At 35.8% G+C, this 16,389-nt stretch carries 13 protein-coding genes; 11 read left to right on the top strand and 2 right to left on the bottom strand.

The window, feature by feature from the left end:
• Nucleotides 1–2: 2 nt before the first annotated feature.
• The 3 genes from AC4BC4_RS10080 (at nucleotide 3) to AC4BC4_RS10070 (ending at nucleotide 1,825) form a co-directional block, all read left to right on the top strand.
• Nucleotides 3–953, top strand: coding sequence for a DHH family phosphoesterase (locus AC4BC4_RS10080; protein ID WP_490475605.1), 951 nt, complete (start codon nucleotides 3–5; stop codon nucleotides 951–953).
• 118 nt (nucleotides 954–1,071) lie between these two features.
• On the top strand, nucleotides 1,072–1,224 hold the full coding sequence (locus AC4BC4_RS10075) for a hypothetical protein (RefSeq protein ID WP_490475604.1): 153 nt from the start codon (nucleotides 1,072–1,074) through the stop codon (nucleotides 1,222–1,224).
• 256 nt (nucleotides 1,225–1,480) lie between these two features.
• The gene (locus tag AC4BC4_RS10070) at nucleotides 1,481–1,825 is read left to right on the top strand and encodes a zinc ribbon domain-containing protein YjdM (RefSeq protein WP_490475603.1); all 345 of its coding nucleotides are present in this window, start codon (nucleotides 1,481–1,483) and stop codon (nucleotides 1,823–1,825) included.
• Nucleotides 1,826–2,344: 519 nt separating this feature from the next.
• Here AC4BC4_RS10070 and AC4BC4_RS10065 read toward each other — a convergent pair.
• Nucleotides 2,345–2,668 (bottom strand): hypothetical protein, encoded by a 324-nt coding sequence (locus AC4BC4_RS10065; protein WP_438756657.1) that lies wholly within the window; start codon nucleotides 2,666–2,668, stop codon nucleotides 2,345–2,347.
• Nucleotides 2,669–2,875: 207 nt separating this feature from the next.
• On the opposite strand from AC4BC4_RS10065, the gene AC4BC4_RS10060 reads away from it, so the two are divergent.
• A complete protein-coding gene (locus AC4BC4_RS10060; RefSeq protein ID WP_490475602.1) occupies nucleotides 2,876–4,051 on the top strand; it encodes a VanZ family protein in 1,176 nt (391 codons plus the stop codon).
• A gap of 66 nt (nucleotides 4,052–4,117) precedes the next feature.
• Nucleotides 4,118–5,470, top strand: a complete 1,353-nt coding sequence (locus AC4BC4_RS10055; RefSeq protein WP_490475601.1) for a DEAD/DEAH box helicase — start codon at nucleotides 4,118–4,120, stop codon at nucleotides 5,468–5,470.
• A 29-nt stretch (nucleotides 5,471–5,499) separates the two neighbouring features.
• On the opposite strand, the gene AC4BC4_RS10050 is transcribed toward AC4BC4_RS10055, so the two are convergent.
• Entirely contained in the window at nucleotides 5,500–5,844 is a 345-nt protein-coding gene (locus AC4BC4_RS10050) for a GNAT family N-acetyltransferase (RefSeq protein ID WP_490475600.1), read from the bottom strand.
• A gap of 184 nt (nucleotides 5,845–6,028) precedes the next feature.
• Here AC4BC4_RS10050 and AC4BC4_RS10045 point away from each other — a divergent pair, with 184 nt between their 5' ends.
• The 6 genes from AC4BC4_RS10045 (at nucleotide 6,029) to glgA (ending at nucleotide 16,275) form a co-directional block, all read left to right on the top strand.
• Nucleotides 6,029–7,135, top strand: coding sequence for a DUF7278 family profilin-like fold-containing protein (locus AC4BC4_RS10045; RefSeq protein ID WP_490475599.1), 1,107 nt, complete (start codon nucleotides 6,029–6,031; stop codon nucleotides 7,133–7,135).
• A gap of 330 nt (nucleotides 7,136–7,465) precedes the next feature.
• The gene (gene alaS, locus AC4BC4_RS10040) at nucleotides 7,466–10,105 is read left to right on the top strand and encodes an alanine--tRNA ligase (protein WP_490475598.1); all 2,640 of its coding nucleotides are present in this window, start codon (nucleotides 7,466–7,468) and stop codon (nucleotides 10,103–10,105) included.
• Between the two features lie 475 nt (nucleotides 10,106–10,580).
• Nucleotides 10,581–12,485 carry a 1,4-alpha-glucan branching protein GlgB gene (gene glgB / locus AC4BC4_RS10035; protein ID WP_490475597.1) on the top strand — a complete coding sequence of 635 codons (1,905 nt, stop codon included), beginning with the start codon at nucleotides 10,581–10,583 and terminating at the stop codon, nucleotides 12,483–12,485.
• Nucleotides 12,486–12,561: 76 nt separating this feature from the next.
• Nucleotides 12,562–13,704 (top strand): glucose-1-phosphate adenylyltransferase, encoded by a 1,143-nt coding sequence (locus AC4BC4_RS10030; protein WP_490475596.1) that lies wholly within the window; start codon nucleotides 12,562–12,564, stop codon nucleotides 13,702–13,704.
• A complete protein-coding gene (glgD, locus tag AC4BC4_RS10025; RefSeq protein WP_490475595.1) occupies nucleotides 13,694–14,845 on the top strand; it encodes a glucose-1-phosphate adenylyltransferase subunit GlgD in 1,152 nt (383 codons plus the stop codon). Before AC4BC4_RS10030 ends, glgD begins: the two co-directional genes overlap by 11 nt.
• Nucleotides 14,845–16,275, top strand: a complete 1,431-nt coding sequence (gene glgA / locus AC4BC4_RS10020) for a glycogen synthase GlgA (RefSeq protein ID WP_490475594.1) — start codon at nucleotides 14,845–14,847, stop codon at nucleotides 16,273–16,275. The genes glgD and glgA overlap by 1 nt, the downstream gene beginning before the upstream one ends.
• Nucleotides 16,276–16,389 lie beyond the last annotated feature (114 nt).

Raw genomic sequence — 16,389 nt, 5'->3', positions numbered from 1 at the left:
TTATGGATGTTGTCAAAGAGATTTTAACAAAAATAAAAAAGTATCAAACAATTATTATTCATCGCCATCAACGACCTGATCCAGATGCGATCGGTTCACAAGTTGGTTTAGCAGAAATTTTACGAGAAAGCTTTCCAGAGAAAAATATTTATCAAGTAGGCGGTCCTGTTGAGGGCTTAGAGTTTTTAGCACAAATGAATGAAGTGTCTGATGAAACATATAAAAATGCATTAGTTATCGTGACTGATACGGCTAATTCTCCTAGAATCAGTGATGAACGTTATGATTTAGGGGCGGAATTGATTAAAATAGATCACCATCCGAACGATGATCCATATGGTGATTTGGTTTGGGTCAATACGAAGGCGAGTAGTTGTAGTGAGATTATTGCGGATTTCTATCATCTTAATCAAGATGAATTGGTCCTAAATAGCAATGCAGCTCGCTTGTTATATGCTGGAATTATCGGAGATACTGGCAGGTTTTTATATCCATCAACGACGCCTCATACATTAGAAGTAGCAGCCGAATTGATGTCGTTTGATTTTAATCCTGCAGAGCTAAATCGTGAATTAGAACAAATTCCAATGAATGTGGCTAAATTAGCTGGATATGTGTACCAAAATATTGAAGTGGATGAACAAGGGGCAGCTAAAGTTATTCTGCCCCAATCGTTACTTGATGAATATGGTATTGTAGATTCAGACACAGCCGCAATCGTATCTTTACCTGGTGTGATCGATGAAGTTTTGGCATGGGGAATCTTTGTGGAACAACCACAAGGGTATTACCGAGTACGTCTACGCTCAAAAGGTCCTGTGATCAATGAATTGGCCAAAAAACATCATGGTGGCGGACATCCTCTAGCCAGTGGAGCGAATGCTAAAGATCAAAAAGAAATAAAGGCTATTTATGAAGCGATTCAAAAATTATGTAAAGAATATAAAAAATAATTAGCAAGACTTCTGCTATTCTAAAGCCAGTTAAATAGTGGATAGTGATTTTTTAAGACAAGCTAAACCTAATTGTGCCAAATAATATCATTTGGTGTAGTTGGGTTTTGCTTTTTCAGTGAATAAAAATCATGGTCAAGAAAAACGAATAAAAGAAATGACGAAAGACAAACGCCTAAGAGAATATAATTTTGGCATAGATGAAGACTTGCCCGATGGTGGATTGAAGAATGCTAGTGTGTCAAAAATAAGTTATGATGATGGAAAATAAATGATTGAGAGTATGACTGATCTTCCTTATATCGAAAAGGCAAATAAATGTTTTCTTGTAAATTTCTCTTGTAAATGGGTCTTCCCTTTCATCTGGAAATACGATAGAATGAATTGACAACATTTTGATGGATAGCTGTTATTTTTATGAGATTTTTTCATTAAAATAATAACTATCAGGAGCTATTAAAAAGAGAAGACCCGTTACTTTAAGCAGTAAGGGGCGCTGAATCTATAAAGAGAAGAGGAGAATTTAGATGGAAAATTTACCAAGTTGCCCTGAATGTGGTTCAACATACACTTATGAGGATCGCGGCATGATTATTTGTCCAGAGTGTGGACATGAATGGTCACCAACCGATACAGCTGAAGATACAGCAGCTGTTATTAAAGATTCCAATGGGAATGTTTTGGCGGATGGAGATAACGTGACAGTTATCAAAGATTTGAAGGTCAAAGGAGCAAGTGGTGCCATCAAACAAGGAACGAAAGTTAAAGGTATTCGTTTAGTGGTTGATGCAGCTGATGGTCATAATATTGATTGTAAAGTGGATGGATTTGGTCCAATGAAGTTGAAATCAGAGTTTGTGAAGAAGAATTAAAGCTAAAATAGTTGTTTTATATTATTAATTTTAACGAGCTTGGGACGTGTCCCAAGAACCATAGAATAGAAGACCGAAATCATAAAAATGATTTCAAGTCTTCTATTTTTTAGATTATTGGGAGATTCTTCCTTGTAAGGACACAAATCTGTTTATCTAAAATTTCCAGCATGTCCTCTATTTCCTTAATAGCTGTGATAAATTTTCCCACAAGTATGATATTCACGAATGATTTTCTTTTTGTTGTCAGGCATATTTTGGTCATTGAAAAAATTATTCAATAATAATAACGGTATTTCCATATAATATTTTTCTTTCATTCAAACAAAATAATTTGTGAAACCATCCAAAAAAACGATATAAGCAGTTTAAAGCTGTCAATATTGTTTCCAATGGGAAAGAAGTTTCGTAAATCGACCGAAAATAGCAATCATATCTAGAAATTCATACAAAAGCTTGGTACAATTTGAAACTTCTCTGTGAAATATATAGGATGCATTTTATATTCTATTTTTGTATCTAGTCCGAATCTTCCCGAAATGATTGCACTCGCTTCACACCACGCCAAAGGTTAATAAGAGCTAAAACGCCCCCTAAAATAAGTGGGATCCATAATAGTTCTGGCGAGTAATTTAAATTATTTAGTTGCTCGATGGAATGACTATCTTCCAAAGTCCATAATCCTTGTAATACCTGAAAACTAAACGCCATCATAAAGGTGGCAATCAGTAGAAGGACAAAGCCAATGTAATGCAGTTTGCTTTTTTTTCTAATAATAGCAAATACAATATATAAAAAAAGTAGAAAGATAGGCACGCCAAAAGCAAAGTATGGATTTAACATAAAAAGACCTCCGTATGTAAGAATTGAATGCTAAATGTAAGAATTGAATACTAAAATTTGTTCCCGTATCGTAATCTAAATCCTTATAAAACAATCATACTGCAATTTTTTCAATTTGCATAATATATTTTTTTGTTAAAACTTTCGTTTTTAGAAATGACAAAATAGTCATTTTCTACTACACTGGAGAAAAGGAGTGATTTCTAGATGTCAGCATACACTGTGCCAATCAAAACGGCGATAATCGTGTTTCCTTTTTTAGCATTTGCGATTTCGTTTGTACTTGTTATTCGAGAATATCGAAAATATGGCACCTTTTTATTTAGGCGGGCACTGATACTATATTCGTTTGTATTTTATTTGTTGTGTGCGTATTTTTTAATTATTTTACCTTTGCCGCCTCGTGCGGAAGTAGCGCAATACACTAGTCAGTATTTTGAATTACGACCATTTTATTTTGTTAGTCGTTTTTTACACGATACGGTATTGAATATCCATGATCCAAGTACCTTTGTTCCAGCCCTTAGACAAGGAGTTGTTTTAGAACCTGTATTCAATGTTTTGCTTTTAGTCCCGTTTGGTGTTTATTTGCGTTATTATTTTAAGTGCTCATTTAAAAAAGTTGTTTTAGCTAGTTTTCTCTTGTCGCTCTTTTTTGAATTGACGCAGTTGAGCGGTTTGTACTTTATTTATCCTAGACCGTACCGTTTAGCGGATGTGAATGATTTGATCAATAATACATTTGGTGGAATTGTCGGTTATGGGATCACACCGATGTTGACCTTTTTGTTTCCAACAAGAGATGAATTGGATGAGGCGGCGTATGAAAAGGGACAGTCGGTCAGTTTGTTCAGACGATTTGTGGCTTTTCTGATCGATTGGTTTGTGATTTCGATCGTTCAAACAATTGGGATGTCGCTTTTAAATTTAATTCCTCAGTATAGAGAATGGTTTGCAGGATATCCTACATTAGAAGGACGAGTTTGGTTTTTCGTTATGGTCTTTTTAGTGTTTATGCTATTGCCAAAACTTACGAATGGAGAAACGATAGGCAAGAAAATCGTGCGTATTCAAGTAGTGGAAGAAGGACATGAAAAAATTCGTTTTAGAGCGCTATTTATTCGATATGGGTATTTGTATTTTGTTTATGGTCTGATCAGTTCCTACATGACAAGTTCAGCCGATTTACTGAATTCGAATAATCGTATGTTGCAGCTTGTGAGTTTTATGTTGTTTCTATTTTGTTCATTCTTACTACTCTTGTTTTTCATCAATGTGTTTTATGTACTGATCAGAAAAAAGCGTCGGCTATTTTACGAAAAAGCAAGTCATACCTATACGATCAGCACGATAAAAAGAGAGGAAAATACAGAAAATCAATAAGGATTTGTGGTTTTTGTGGTATAATGCATGAGGACTTACACAACAAGTTTGAAAGAGGTGAGGTAAATGAGTTCATTTAAACAATTTCAGTTCAACGATTTTATCATGGAAGCACTAGCAGATAAAGGTTTTGAACAACCAACAGAAGTACAAGAAAAATTGATTCCTGTCATTAAAAAAGGCAAAAGTGTGATCGGTCAATCTCAAACAGGAAGTGGAAAGACCCACACATTTTTATTACCATTGATGAATAAAGTAAATCCTCAATTGGATGAAGTGCAAATTTTGATCACGGCACCCAGTCGAGAGTTAGCAAATCAAATTTACCAAGAAGCAGTTCAAATCGCAAAATTCAGTCAGCCGGAAATTCGTGTGACAAATTTTGTCGGTGGGACAGATAAACAACGTCAAATTGCGAAATTAAAACATCAGCAACCGCACGTGGTTATTGGAACGCCGGGCCGTATTTTAGATTTGATGAATGAACAAGCATTAAAAGCTCATACTGCATTTGCTTTTGTGGTGGATGAAGCAGATATGACATTAGACATGGGCTTTTTAGAAGAAGTTGATCAAATCGCCGGACGCCTGCCCGATAAATTACAGATGCTCGTTTTCTCAGCGACGATTCCTGAAAAGCTAAAACCTTTCTTAAAAAAATACATGGAAAATCCTGTAATAGAGCATATCCAACCGAAGAATATCATCTCAGAAACAATCGATAATTGGTTGATTTCTACTAAAGGAAAAGATAAGAATCGTCTAATTTATCAATTATTGACGATAGGACATCCTTACCTTGTCATAGTATTTGCTAATACGAAACAACGTGTTGATGAAATTACTGATTATTTAAAAGACCAAGGCTTGAAAGTTGCGAAAATTCATGGGGATATTTCTCCTAGAGAACGTAAACGTGTCATGCGCCAAGTGCAAGATTTAGAATATCAGTATGTCGTTGCCACCGATTTAGCTGCTCGCGGTATTGATATTGAAGGTGTTTCTCATGTGATCAATGCAGAAGTGCCAAGTGATCTTGACTTCTTTATTCACCGAGTAGGTAGAACGGGAAGAAATGGGTTAGATGGAACAGCAATCACTTTGTATTCACCAGCAGACGAAGAAGCAATCTCTGAAGTGGAACAATTAGGAATCGAGTTTCATCCAAAAGAGATCAAAAATGGTGAGTTGATCGACACGTATGACCGTAATCGCAGAACCAAGCGTGAAAAATCAAAAGATGCGTTAGAAGATCCAACGCTGATTGGTTTAGTTAAAAAGAAAAAGAAAAAAATCAAACCAGGCTACAAAAAGAAAATCGAATGGGCGATTTCAGCTAGTAATAAGCAAAAACGTAAAGTCGAACGTCGTCAGCAAACTCGGACGGCTAAGAAATCTAAAAAGAATAGTTATAAATAAAACGAAGCAGCAAGATGAATCAACTCATCTTAGCTGCTTAATTTTTTGATCATCTCGACACAAACGATGCCATCTTCCAAGTACTCTTCAGAGTTTACGGAGTAATGTAATGATTTGTAAAAAGGTAAAGCTGTTTTTTCTGCAGAGAGTATACTACATTTATACCCGTCGTTTCGTGCTTGATCTTCTAATAGCAAAAGTAATTTCTTTCCGATCCCTCTATTGCGATAGTCTTTTCGAACACAGAAGCGATCAGGTTGGATCGTACGGTTGTCTTTATTTTGATAACGAATCGTTGCAATTGCTAGTGTCCCTTCATAAGCCACAAAGTAATAACGATCTATAGTATCTAATTTATCAAATTCATCGTGCAATGAGATTTCTTGTTACAATACAAAAACCTCATAACGTAAGGCAAAAGCTGCTGCCTGGTTCCATCGTTCATTCCCAAAATGTATGTGCATTTTGAACCTCCAGATAATTTTCTTAATGAAAGAATCATTCAATGGTATACTTAAGCATAACAGATATTTTTGAAATGCACGAGGAGGGAATAGTGTGGATTTATTTGAACAAGTTGAATGGGCAAATTGGAAAAATTTGAAAGATCCAGAAAAAGAAGTGCTTTTACAGCAATTGTTGATGTATTTTGTGCCACCAACTGTTGAAATTAATACGATTCAATTAGTAAATTTTGAACTGTATGGCATTAAATGTCGCACGTTTGAATTAGAGTTTGATGGTGAATTATTTGTGTTCATTCCTGGAAATAGCGAGGCAATTCTTGGTTGGGATTTAGGCGTAGAAGGACTACGTTCACATGAGCTATTAGGATTTGATGTAGAGGATTTGGAAAAAAACACATTCAAAACGACCTTAACAAATGAAGAAATTTTACCTGTATCTGAATGCTTAGAAGAAGAGCCTCAATATGATTTAACGTCATTAGAGGGAATTTCTGATTACATAAACGAGTATACGACGAATCTAAGAAAAGTTGCAATTCCGGCCATGTTCGTTCAAAAATACGCATTACCAGCTGGAACTGAATTTTTAGGAATATTTGACACGGTAACTGGAATCTTTGAAGGGGAAGTAGAACAATTTTTTCCGTATGAAGAGATCATTTGTGCGCAACTTTTTCCTAAATTATCTGCTGAAGAAAGTTTCACCTGGTCATTTCCAAAATCTTTATTGGTAAAAAATGAATGCTATTTAGAGTTCTTACCTGAATCAGATTATTATTTTGTCTATAGCCATAATGATTTCACGCACGAAGAATTAAAGCTTGCGGTCAAAAGGCAAGGGTTTGATTTGTTATCAGAAGATCAGTGGGAGTTTGCTGTTGGTGGGGGAACCCGTCGCTTATTTCGCTGGGGAAATGAATTGCTGATTCAAGATAATGAATCTGGCCGTCAAATTAAAAGTAAAATGGATGGTGCGAACATGTTTGGTCTAGTGATCGACACCGAACAAAATCATTTTGAGCTGACGAATGATTTGGCAAAAAGTAAATTGATCAATCAACTAGTAGAAAAAGAAACGATAATTGAGAAGATGCTGCCGCTATCCACCTATTTCCATCCAAGGCATATGATTTCAGCAGATCAAAAATTAAGTCCAAAAGAGTATCTCTATCGAAAAGTCATTAAAATTGAAAGTTAATTGAAAGCATTGACTTTTTTTCAATCTTTCCTTATAATTTGTAGGGAAACTAAAGGATATGATTCGATTTAGAGTGTTTACAGAAAGTTCTTCATTGTTGAAAGAAGAATAACACAAAAACGTAATTGCTCCCTTTAAATAAATTTTGGTAGAAATATCAACGCGACTCTGCGTTATGGAGTTTAAGAGGTAATGAACGTATGTCAAGCGACTTCATTGCAAACAAGGTGGTACCGCGATTTGTCGTCCTTGTGTTGCAGTGAATGCCGCTTTTTTTGTTGCACAAAATCGAAAACTCATCACTTATTTTTAGAAAGTAGGAATGAAACAATGAAACAACTATCAAGTAGTCAAGTTCGTCAAATGTATTTAGACTTTTTCAAATCAAAAGGGCATTCTGTGGAGCCAAGTGCTTCTCTAGTACCCGTCAATGACCCAACCTTACTGTGGATCAATTCAGGTGTTGCCACATTGAAAAAATATTTTGATGGGTCAGTTGTTCCTGAAAATCCAAGAATCACAAATGCACAAAAATCGATTCGTACAAATGATATCGAAAATGTTGGGAAAACAGCACGTCACCATACAATGTTTGAAATGTTAGGGAATTTTTCGATCGGTGATTATTTTAAAAATGAAGCAATCCACTGGGCGTGGGAGTTTCTAACCTCTCCTGAATGGATGGCATTTGATCCTGAAAAATTATATGTAACAGTTTACCCAAAAGATACAGAAGCAAAACGTATTTGGCATGAAGAGGTTGGTCTATCAATGGATCATATCATTGATATTGAAGACAACTTCTGGGATATTGGTGCGGGTCCATGTGGTCCAGACTCAGAAATTTTTTATGACCGCGGTGAGTCATTCAACGACGTTGCAGAAGATGATCCAGAAAACTATCCTGGTGGAGAAAATGAACGTTATTTGGAAATTTGGAATTTAGTATTTTCTGAGTTTAACCACCAAGCGGATAATACGTATGAGCCACTGCCTCATAAAAATATTGATACGGGTATGGGCTTGGAGCGTATGGTTTCTATCGTTCAAAATGCTCCAACGAACTTTGAAACAGATTTATTTATGCCGATCATTCATGCAGTAGAAAAATTAAGCGGACAAGTAACATATGGTCAATCACCACAAACCGATATTTCATTTAAAGTCATTGCGGACCATATTCGCGCATTGTCATTTGCAATCGGAGATGGAGCATTACCTTCAAATGAAGGCCGTGGCTACGTATTGCGCCGTTTATTACGTCGTGCGGTTATGCATGGGAAAAAATTAGGAATCAACGAAGCTTTCTTATACAAATTAGTTCCAGTAGTTGGTGATGTGATGGTCAGCTATTACCCAGAAGTATTGCAACAAAAAGAATTTATCGAAAAAGTGGTTCGGACAGAAGAAGAGCGTTTCCACGAAACAATCAATGAAGGATTAGATATTTTAAATGAGTTGATCACGAAAGTAAAAGCAGCTAATGAAGCTACTTTAAATGGTAAAGATATTTTCAAATTATATGATACGTATGGCTTCCCAGTTGAATTAACTGAAGAAGTGGCAGAAGATTCTGGCTTAAAAGTTGATCATGCTGGATTTGAAAAAGAAATGGACGCGCAAAGGGAACGTGCTCGTTCAGCTAGAAGTAAAGCTACCTCAATGGGCGTTCAATCAGCTGTTTTGACGGATATTAAAGTTGACAGTAAATTTGTCGGTTATAGCAAGTTAGAAGCTACAAGTAAACTTTTGATCATTTTAAAAGACGAAGAAATCCTTAATGAACTTTCAGAAGGTACAGCACAATTGATTTTCGCTGAAACACCTTTCTATGCTGAAATGGGCGGACAAGTAGCGGACCATGGAACAATCAAAGATGAAAATGGTACGATCGTAGCTCATGTCGAAAATGTGTTAAAAGCACCAAACGGTCAATTTTTACACACGGCTCAAGTGACTGGAAAATTAGTAGAAGGTGCAACGTATGAGCTTCATGTCGATGAAAAAATGCGTAATCGTATCTTGAAAAATCATACTGCGACTCATTTATTACATCGTGCGCTGAAAGATATTTTAGGCGATCATGCCAATCAAGCTGGTTCATTAGTCGCTCCAGGTCACTTACGTTTTGACTTCACTCATTTTGGTCAAGTCACACCAGAAGAATTAGTTCAAATGGAAGCAATCGTCAATGAAAAAATTTGGGAAGCCATTCCAGTTGAAACAGTCGAAACAGATATCGATACAGCAAAAAATATGGGCGCTATGGCTTTATTTGGTGAAAAATACGGCAAAGAAGTTCGCGTCGTGAATATCGGCGGCTACTCGATCGAACTATGTGGTGGAACGCACGTAACAAATACAGAAGATATTGGGATTTTCAAAATCGTGTCTGAATCCGGGATCGGTGCAGGTGTACGTCGGATTGAAGCTGTTACGAGTAAAGAAGCGTATGAGCTAATGAACGAAGAAGAAAAACAATTAAAAATGATTGCAAGTATTGTTAAATCACCTCAACTAAAAGAAGTTGTGTCAAAAACAGAACAATTGCAACAACAATTACGCGATTTACAAAAGGAAAATGAACAACTGGCTGGAAAATTAGCCAATCAACAAGCTGGAGACATTTTTAAAGACATTAAAGAAATCAATGGCACAACATACATTGCTGCACAGGTAAACGTAAAAGATATGAATCAATTACGTCAGTTAGCAGATCAATGGAAACAAAAAGAATTATCAGATGTTTTAGTGTTAGCAACAGCTCAAGACGAAAAAGTCAGCTTATTAGCAACAATGTCTAAAGCAGCAAATGAAAAAGGTCTGAAAGCAGGCGACTTGATCAAAACAATTGCACCAAAAGTAGGCGGCGGTGGCGGTGGCCGTCCAGATATGGCACAAGCTGGCGGTAAAAATCCAGCTGGTATCAACGATGCTTTGAATGAAGTCGGTAACTGGTTGGCACAATAAGTAAAAATGAAGTTAGACTGATACGTTTAATCCTGAAAATCAGGTAGATATTGTGTAACACCAGTCTTTACATCTTCTGAGGTTACAGTCGTTTCGGGTTTAAGGTAGGAAGCAAAAGTAGATTTTACTTTTGCTTCCTACCTATTTTTTTCGTTTTAAAGGTCTATTTCTTTCTTTTTTTTTATTTTGTTGTTAGATTTAAGAAAGAAACACTCATACTTATTTAATAATCTAGTTTTTTAAGAATGGAATAATGAAGAAAAGTTTTAGTACACGGAAGTAGTAAAGGATATTTATTTTATTAAAAGCTTAAAATTAGTTATAGTTTCAGGAATTTTACTGTATTTTCTTTTGCAATACTCAGAAAGGAAAACTATTTTCTGTAACTTTTTTGCTTATAATAAAATAAATTTATTATTATTTTTAATCATCATTAATAAAAAGTCGTTGAGGTTAAGAGAGTGAGGCTAGATGAATGTCTACTGAAAAAAGCCCGGTGAAGCTGTTTCAAACAGGTGAAAATTTCTATAGCCACCATTATTTTGGCTCTCACCAGACAGTTTGCGAGAATCAAGAAGGCATTATTTTTCGAGTATGGGCGCCAAATGCTGAAAAAATTTGGCTAGTGGGTGATTTTAATCACTGGGATCGTTCGATACCTATGAAAAAGGATGATGAATTTGGTGTCTGGGAAATAGTTACAACAGTACCAAAAGAAGGTGATCTGTATAAATATTTGGTGAAACAGTCAGATGGTAGAGAAATTTTTAAAATCGATCCGTTCGCAGTTTTTTTCGAAAAACGCCCTAATAATGCATCTATACTCTACACTGTACCTGAGAAAAAATGGCGTGATGGGCAATGGCTAGGTCAGAGGAAACGACGGGATCATTTTAAAAAACCACTCAATATATACGAGGTCCATGCAAGTTCTTGGAAATTTGAAGAGGATGGAACACCTTTTACCTTTAAAAAATTGAAAGATGTACTGATTCCATATGTTAAAGAAATGGGGTTTTCCCATATTGAGTTTATGCCTTTGATGGAACATCCTTTAGGCGAATCTTGGGGCTATCAATTGATCGGTTATTTTGCACTATGCTCGTATTATGGAACGCCAGTTGAATTTCAAGATTTTGTAGAAGCTTGTCATTTAAATGATATCGGTGTTTTGATTGATTGGGTGCCAGGTCATTTTTGTATCAATGATGATGCATTAGCTTATTATGATGGAACACCGCAATTTGAATATGATGACCCGATTCGAGCAAAAAATGTTCGTTGGGGAGCGCTTAATTTTGATTTAAGTAAACCACAAGTTCAAAGTTTCTTGATTTCCAGTGCATTCTATTGGATCGATGTATTTCATATCGATGGTATTCGAGTTGATGCTGTTTCGAATATCCTTTATCTTGATTATGATGAAGGACCTTCGCTACTTAACCAAGAAGGAGAAAATCGTGATTGGGAAGGGTTTTACTTTCTACAAAAATTAAATGCTGTTATTAAAAATGTACATCCTGATGTAATCATGATCGCAGAAGAAAGTTCCTCAGAGATTAAAATAACTGGAAGTATTGAAAGTAGTAGTCTAGGGTTCGACTACAAATGGAATTTAGGTTGGATGAATGATACCCTTCGTTTTTATGAAATGGATGCGGCCTTTCGAAAATACAACTTTCACCTCCTTACATTTTCATTTATGTATATGATGAATGAAAATTACATTTTGCCACTCTCTCATGATGAGGTCGTCCATGGAAAGAGAAGTTTAATGCATAAAATGTGGGGAGATCGGTATAAACAATTTGCCCAACTTCGCAATCTGTACATTTACTTGATGACACATCCTGGAAAAAAACTCTTATTTATGGGGAGTGAATGGGGGCAATTTTTGGAGTGGAAGTCTGGGGACAGTTTAGAATGGATTGATCTTGAAGATGAAATGAATTGTGCGATGCAACATTTTACAAAAACGCTCAATAGGTTCTATAAAAATGAAAAAGCATTGTGGGAATTTGATCACCTTGCAGAAACAATTGAAATCATTGACGCTGATAATAAGGAGGAAACAGTTTTAAGTTTTATTCGTAAAGGGAAGGTTAAAAAAGATTTTCTGATCATTATTTTGAATTTTTCACCAGTGGAAAGAAAGAATTTTACGATAGGTGTGCCTTTTCCAGGAACGTATGAAGAAGTGTTGAACACGGAGATGAAAGAATTTGGCGGAACTTGGATCGAACCAAATCAAGTAAGTAAAACAAGTAATAAATCGTTTAAACAATTTGAGTATCAAATCCAGACGATCGTACCGTCTCTTGGAGCGATAATTTTGAAACCAAAACAAATCAATACACGAGTAAAAAAAGTAACGAGATAAATAGATAAAATTCTTGATTTTAAAGGAAAAAATAGGCTTTTTGAAAGGGGGCAGGGTGGATTTCCACCCGTAATAGATGGGAACAGAAATGCTTGCAATGATTTTAGCTGGAGGACAAGGAACACGTCTAGGAAAGCTAACGAAGAATATCGCTAAACCTGCGGTACCTTTTGGTGGTAGATATCGAATTATTGATTTTACACTGAGTAATTGTATTAACTCTGGTATCAAAAAAGTCGGTGTCGTCACACAATATCAACCACTTTCGTTGAATAATCACATTGGAAATGGATCAAGCTGGGGATTAGATGGTATTGATTCTGGTGTGACGATTTTACAACCATATTCCAGTTCGGATGGGGAAAAATGGTTTGAAGGAACTGCTCATGCGATTTATCAAAATATTTCTTATATCGATCAGATGGATCCACAATATGTACTGATTTTATCTGGTGATCATATTTATAAAATGAATTATGAAGCAATGCTTGAAGAACATATTGCCAATAATGCTTCATTGACCGTAGCCGTTCTTGAAGTCCCGCTTAAAGAAGCCTCACGTTTTGGTATTATGAACACTGACGAACATGATCGTATTATTGAGTTTGATGAAAAACCCGCAGAACCCAAGAGCAACTTAGCATCAATGGGGATTTATATATTTAATTGGGGGCGGTTACGAAGCGTATTGCTAAACAATTATTCAAAGGATGGTCAAATGCTTGATTTTGGAAAACATGTGATTCCATCTTATTTGGAAGCAGGCGAAAATGTGTATGCCTATCGCTTTAATGGTTATTGGAAAGATGTTGGTACGATTGATTCGTTATGGGAAGCGAGCATGGAATTTATTAGTCTGGAAAATGAGTTGCATATGCGGGATAAAAGATGGCGTATATTTTCAAAAAACACTATTTCACCGCCACATTTTATTACTGAAACAGCATCTGTTAGTCATTCATTGGTGGTTGATGGCTGTTATGTAGCAGGAACAGTTAAAAACAGTATTCTTTCAACTGGTGTTCAAGTAAAGAAAGGCTCAACGATTGAAAGTAGTGTGATCATGCCGGGAGCTACGATTGGAAAAAATGTCAAAATCAAAAATGCGATTATCGGTGAGAATGCGATCATTGGGGATAATACAGTAGTCTATAAAGAAAATGATATTGAAGTAATCGGTTATTCTGAAGTGATAGGAGGAAAAAGCGATGATGACTAAAAAAATGTGTGCTATTTTAGGCAACGTCTCAAAGTTTAAAGGATTGATACCGTTGACAGAAGAGCGACCATTAGACACTTTACCTTTTGATTGTAAATATCGGTTGATCGATTTTCCTCTTTCAAGTATTGCTAATGCCAATATCAATTCAATTTTTATGGTGTTTAACGAAGGAGAAACGAGATCTGTCTTTGATCATATCGCCGGAGGGAAAGAGTGGAATTTAGATTCTCTGCAAAATAGTTATTTTGTCTATTTCTATCAAGATTTTTTAAAGAAAAAAGCACAAGGATTGCCTTATTACGCTGCGATCATCGATTATCTTGAGAAATCAGAATCTGAGTATACGGTTTTTATGGGCAGTAATATGCTCTGTTCTATTGACCTTCGAGCTGTTTTAAAAACGCATCAAAAACAACAAAACAATATGACTGTGGTATACAAACAGATGGAATCCGAAAAATTATTAGGAAAAAATCGGATCATTCAAGTCAACCAAGTAGGCAATGTCGAAAAAGTTCAAACGTTTGATGAGGTTTTAGAAAAAGAGGACCGATTGAATCTTTCTATGGATATCTTTATTGTTCAAACGGAATGGCTGATCGAGCAATTAACGATCGGTCAGATAAATAATAGCCCAACAAGTCTAATTGAATTTATGGGAGAAAAAATAACGCATACTCAAACGACGGCGTATGAATATAAAGGATATTTAAGTAGCATCAATGATGTTGTTTCTTATTATCAAGCGAATATGGATATGTTAGATGAAAAAAACTTCAATGCATTGATGCATACAAAACAAAAGATTTACACAAAACGTAAAAACGAAGTGCCAACCTATTATTCAGAAAGCTCCAGTGTGAAAAATAGTCAATGTGCAACGGGATGTATCATAGAAGGCAGTTTGGACAACAGTTTAGTCTCAAGGAGAACGACAATCAAACAAGGTGCTAAAGTTAAACAAGCGATTATCATGTCAAATGCGCACATTGAAGAAGATGCAGTGATTGAATACGCTATATTGGATAAAAATGTCACAGTTAAAGCGGGTGTGAAAATTTCTGGAACAGCTCAAAATCCTATCGTAATAAGTAAAAATCATTTAGTGGAAGTAGATGTTATTGGAGGACAGGAATGATGAATGTATTATATGCAGCCGCAGAATGTGCGCCTTTTTTTAAAACAGGTGGTTTAGGTGATGTAGCGGGTGCATTACCCAAAGAGTTAGCTAAAAAAGGAACAAAAATGTCTGTTGTTCTTCCATACTTCACTAAAATGCCTGAAGCGTTTAAAATACAGTGTGAAGACCTGACTGACTTTTATGTAGCAGTTGGGTGGAGACAACAACATTGTGGTATCAAACGTTTCGTTATGAATAATCTAACGTATTATTTTATTGAGAATTCGTATTATTTTGATCGTGAAAATCTATATGGATATGATGATGACGGAGAGCGTTTTGCCTTTTTTTCAATTGCAATCGTTGAGATGTTAGAGAAGATAAACTATATACCCAATCTTATCCATATCAATGATTTTCATACAGCGATGATTCCATTTTTATTGAAGGAAAAATACCAGTGGATTGAAGCATACCAAACGATCAATACGGTTTTGACCATTCATAATATTGAATTTCAAGGGATATATAGTCGAGAATTGTTGCCAGATTATTTTGGAATAGCTTTGGATAATTATAGTGCTGCTTATTTTAGAGAGGATCTCAATTATTTAAAGATGGGTATCTTGTATGCTGATCGGGTAAATACAGTTAGTCCATCCTACTCTGAAGAAATAAAAACACCCGATTTTGGTTTTGGTCTAGATGCTATTTTACGAACTGAGCAAGATAAATTAAGTGGGATTATAAATGGAATTGATTACGATATGAATAATCCGGAGACAGATCAATCGATTCCAGTCAATTTTTCGATAAATGAGCTATCAGGAAAAAAGAAAAACAAACAGGTCTTGCAAGAAAAAATGGGCTTGCCAATTCGTGAAGATGTACCGTTGATAGGAGTCGTTAGTCGTTTGACGGTTCAAAAAGGATTTCCTCTGATGCTAGAAGAATTAGCTAAATTACTGGAAAAAGATGTTCAATTAGTATTACTTGGAACTGGTGATCCTGGAATCGAGAATTCCTTCAACCATTTTTCTCAACAGTACGAGACTAAATTTAAAGCGAATATTACGTTTGACGTTGATTTGGCGCAATTGATTTATGCCGGCTCAGATTTGTTCCTGATGCCGTCTGCAACCGAACCATGTGGATTGTCACAAATGATTGCGATGCGTTATGGGACGTTGCCGATCGTCCATGAAATTGGTGGACTCAAAGATACTGTAACGCCATTCAACCCAGTCACAAAAGAAGGAACGGGCTTTGGTTTTTCTGAGTTTAGTTCATATTATTTACTCTATAGTACTAATATGGCGATCGATCTATATTTTAAGGAACCTAAAACCTGGGAGCATTTGATGAGAACCGCCATGACACAGGATTTTAGCTGGGAAAAATCAAGTCAGTTATACTTGAACCTATATCAAGAGTTGGTACGATTGTAACTGCATTTGTTGACCGATTAAAAAAAATGAAGTATACTCTTAACGAGAAATGAATAACCAAAGAAAGCATAGAGGTGTTTTTGTGAGTGTAAGTATCTAACTAAAGGAAATGAA

It is taken from the genome of Enterococcus sp. AMC1086 (assembly GCF_058216575.1).
The sequence above is the reverse complement of the archived record's forward strand: the minus strand, read 5'-3'. Positions and strand labels throughout refer to the sequence as shown.

Excerpts from the sequence above, each read along its gene's own strand:
- AC4BC4_RS10060 (WP_490475602.1), top strand. The coding sequence starts at position 2,876 with ATGTCAGCATACACTGTGCCAATCAAAACGGCGATAATCGTGTTTCCT.
- AC4BC4_RS10070 (WP_490475603.1), top strand. The coding sequence starts at position 1,481 with ATGGAAAATTTACCAAGTTGCCCTGAATGTGGTTCAACATACACTTAT.
- AC4BC4_RS10065 (WP_438756657.1), bottom strand. The coding sequence starts at position 2,668 with ATGTTAAATCCATACTTTGCTTTTGGCGTGCCTATCTTTCTACTTTTT.
- AC4BC4_RS10080 (WP_490475605.1), top strand. The coding sequence starts at position 3 with ATGGATGTTGTCAAAGAGATTTTAACAAAAATAAAAAAGTATCAAACA.
- glgD (WP_490475595.1), top strand. The coding sequence starts at position 13,694 with ATGATGACTAAAAAAATGTGTGCTATTTTAGGCAACGTCTCAAAGTTT.
- AC4BC4_RS10030 (WP_490475596.1), top strand. The coding sequence starts at position 12,562 with ATGGGAACAGAAATGCTTGCAATGATTTTAGCTGGAGGACAAGGAACA.
- glgA (WP_490475594.1), top strand. The coding sequence starts at position 14,845 with ATGAATGTATTATATGCAGCCGCAGAATGTGCGCCTTTTTTTAAAACA.
- glgB (WP_490475597.1), top strand. The coding sequence starts at position 10,581 with ATGTCTACTGAAAAAAGCCCGGTGAAGCTGTTTCAAACAGGTGAAAAT.
- alaS (WP_490475598.1), top strand. The coding sequence starts at position 7,466 with ATGAAACAACTATCAAGTAGTCAAGTTCGTCAAATGTATTTAGACTTT.
- AC4BC4_RS10055 (WP_490475601.1), top strand. The coding sequence starts at position 4,118 with ATGAGTTCATTTAAACAATTTCAGTTCAACGATTTTATCATGGAAGCA.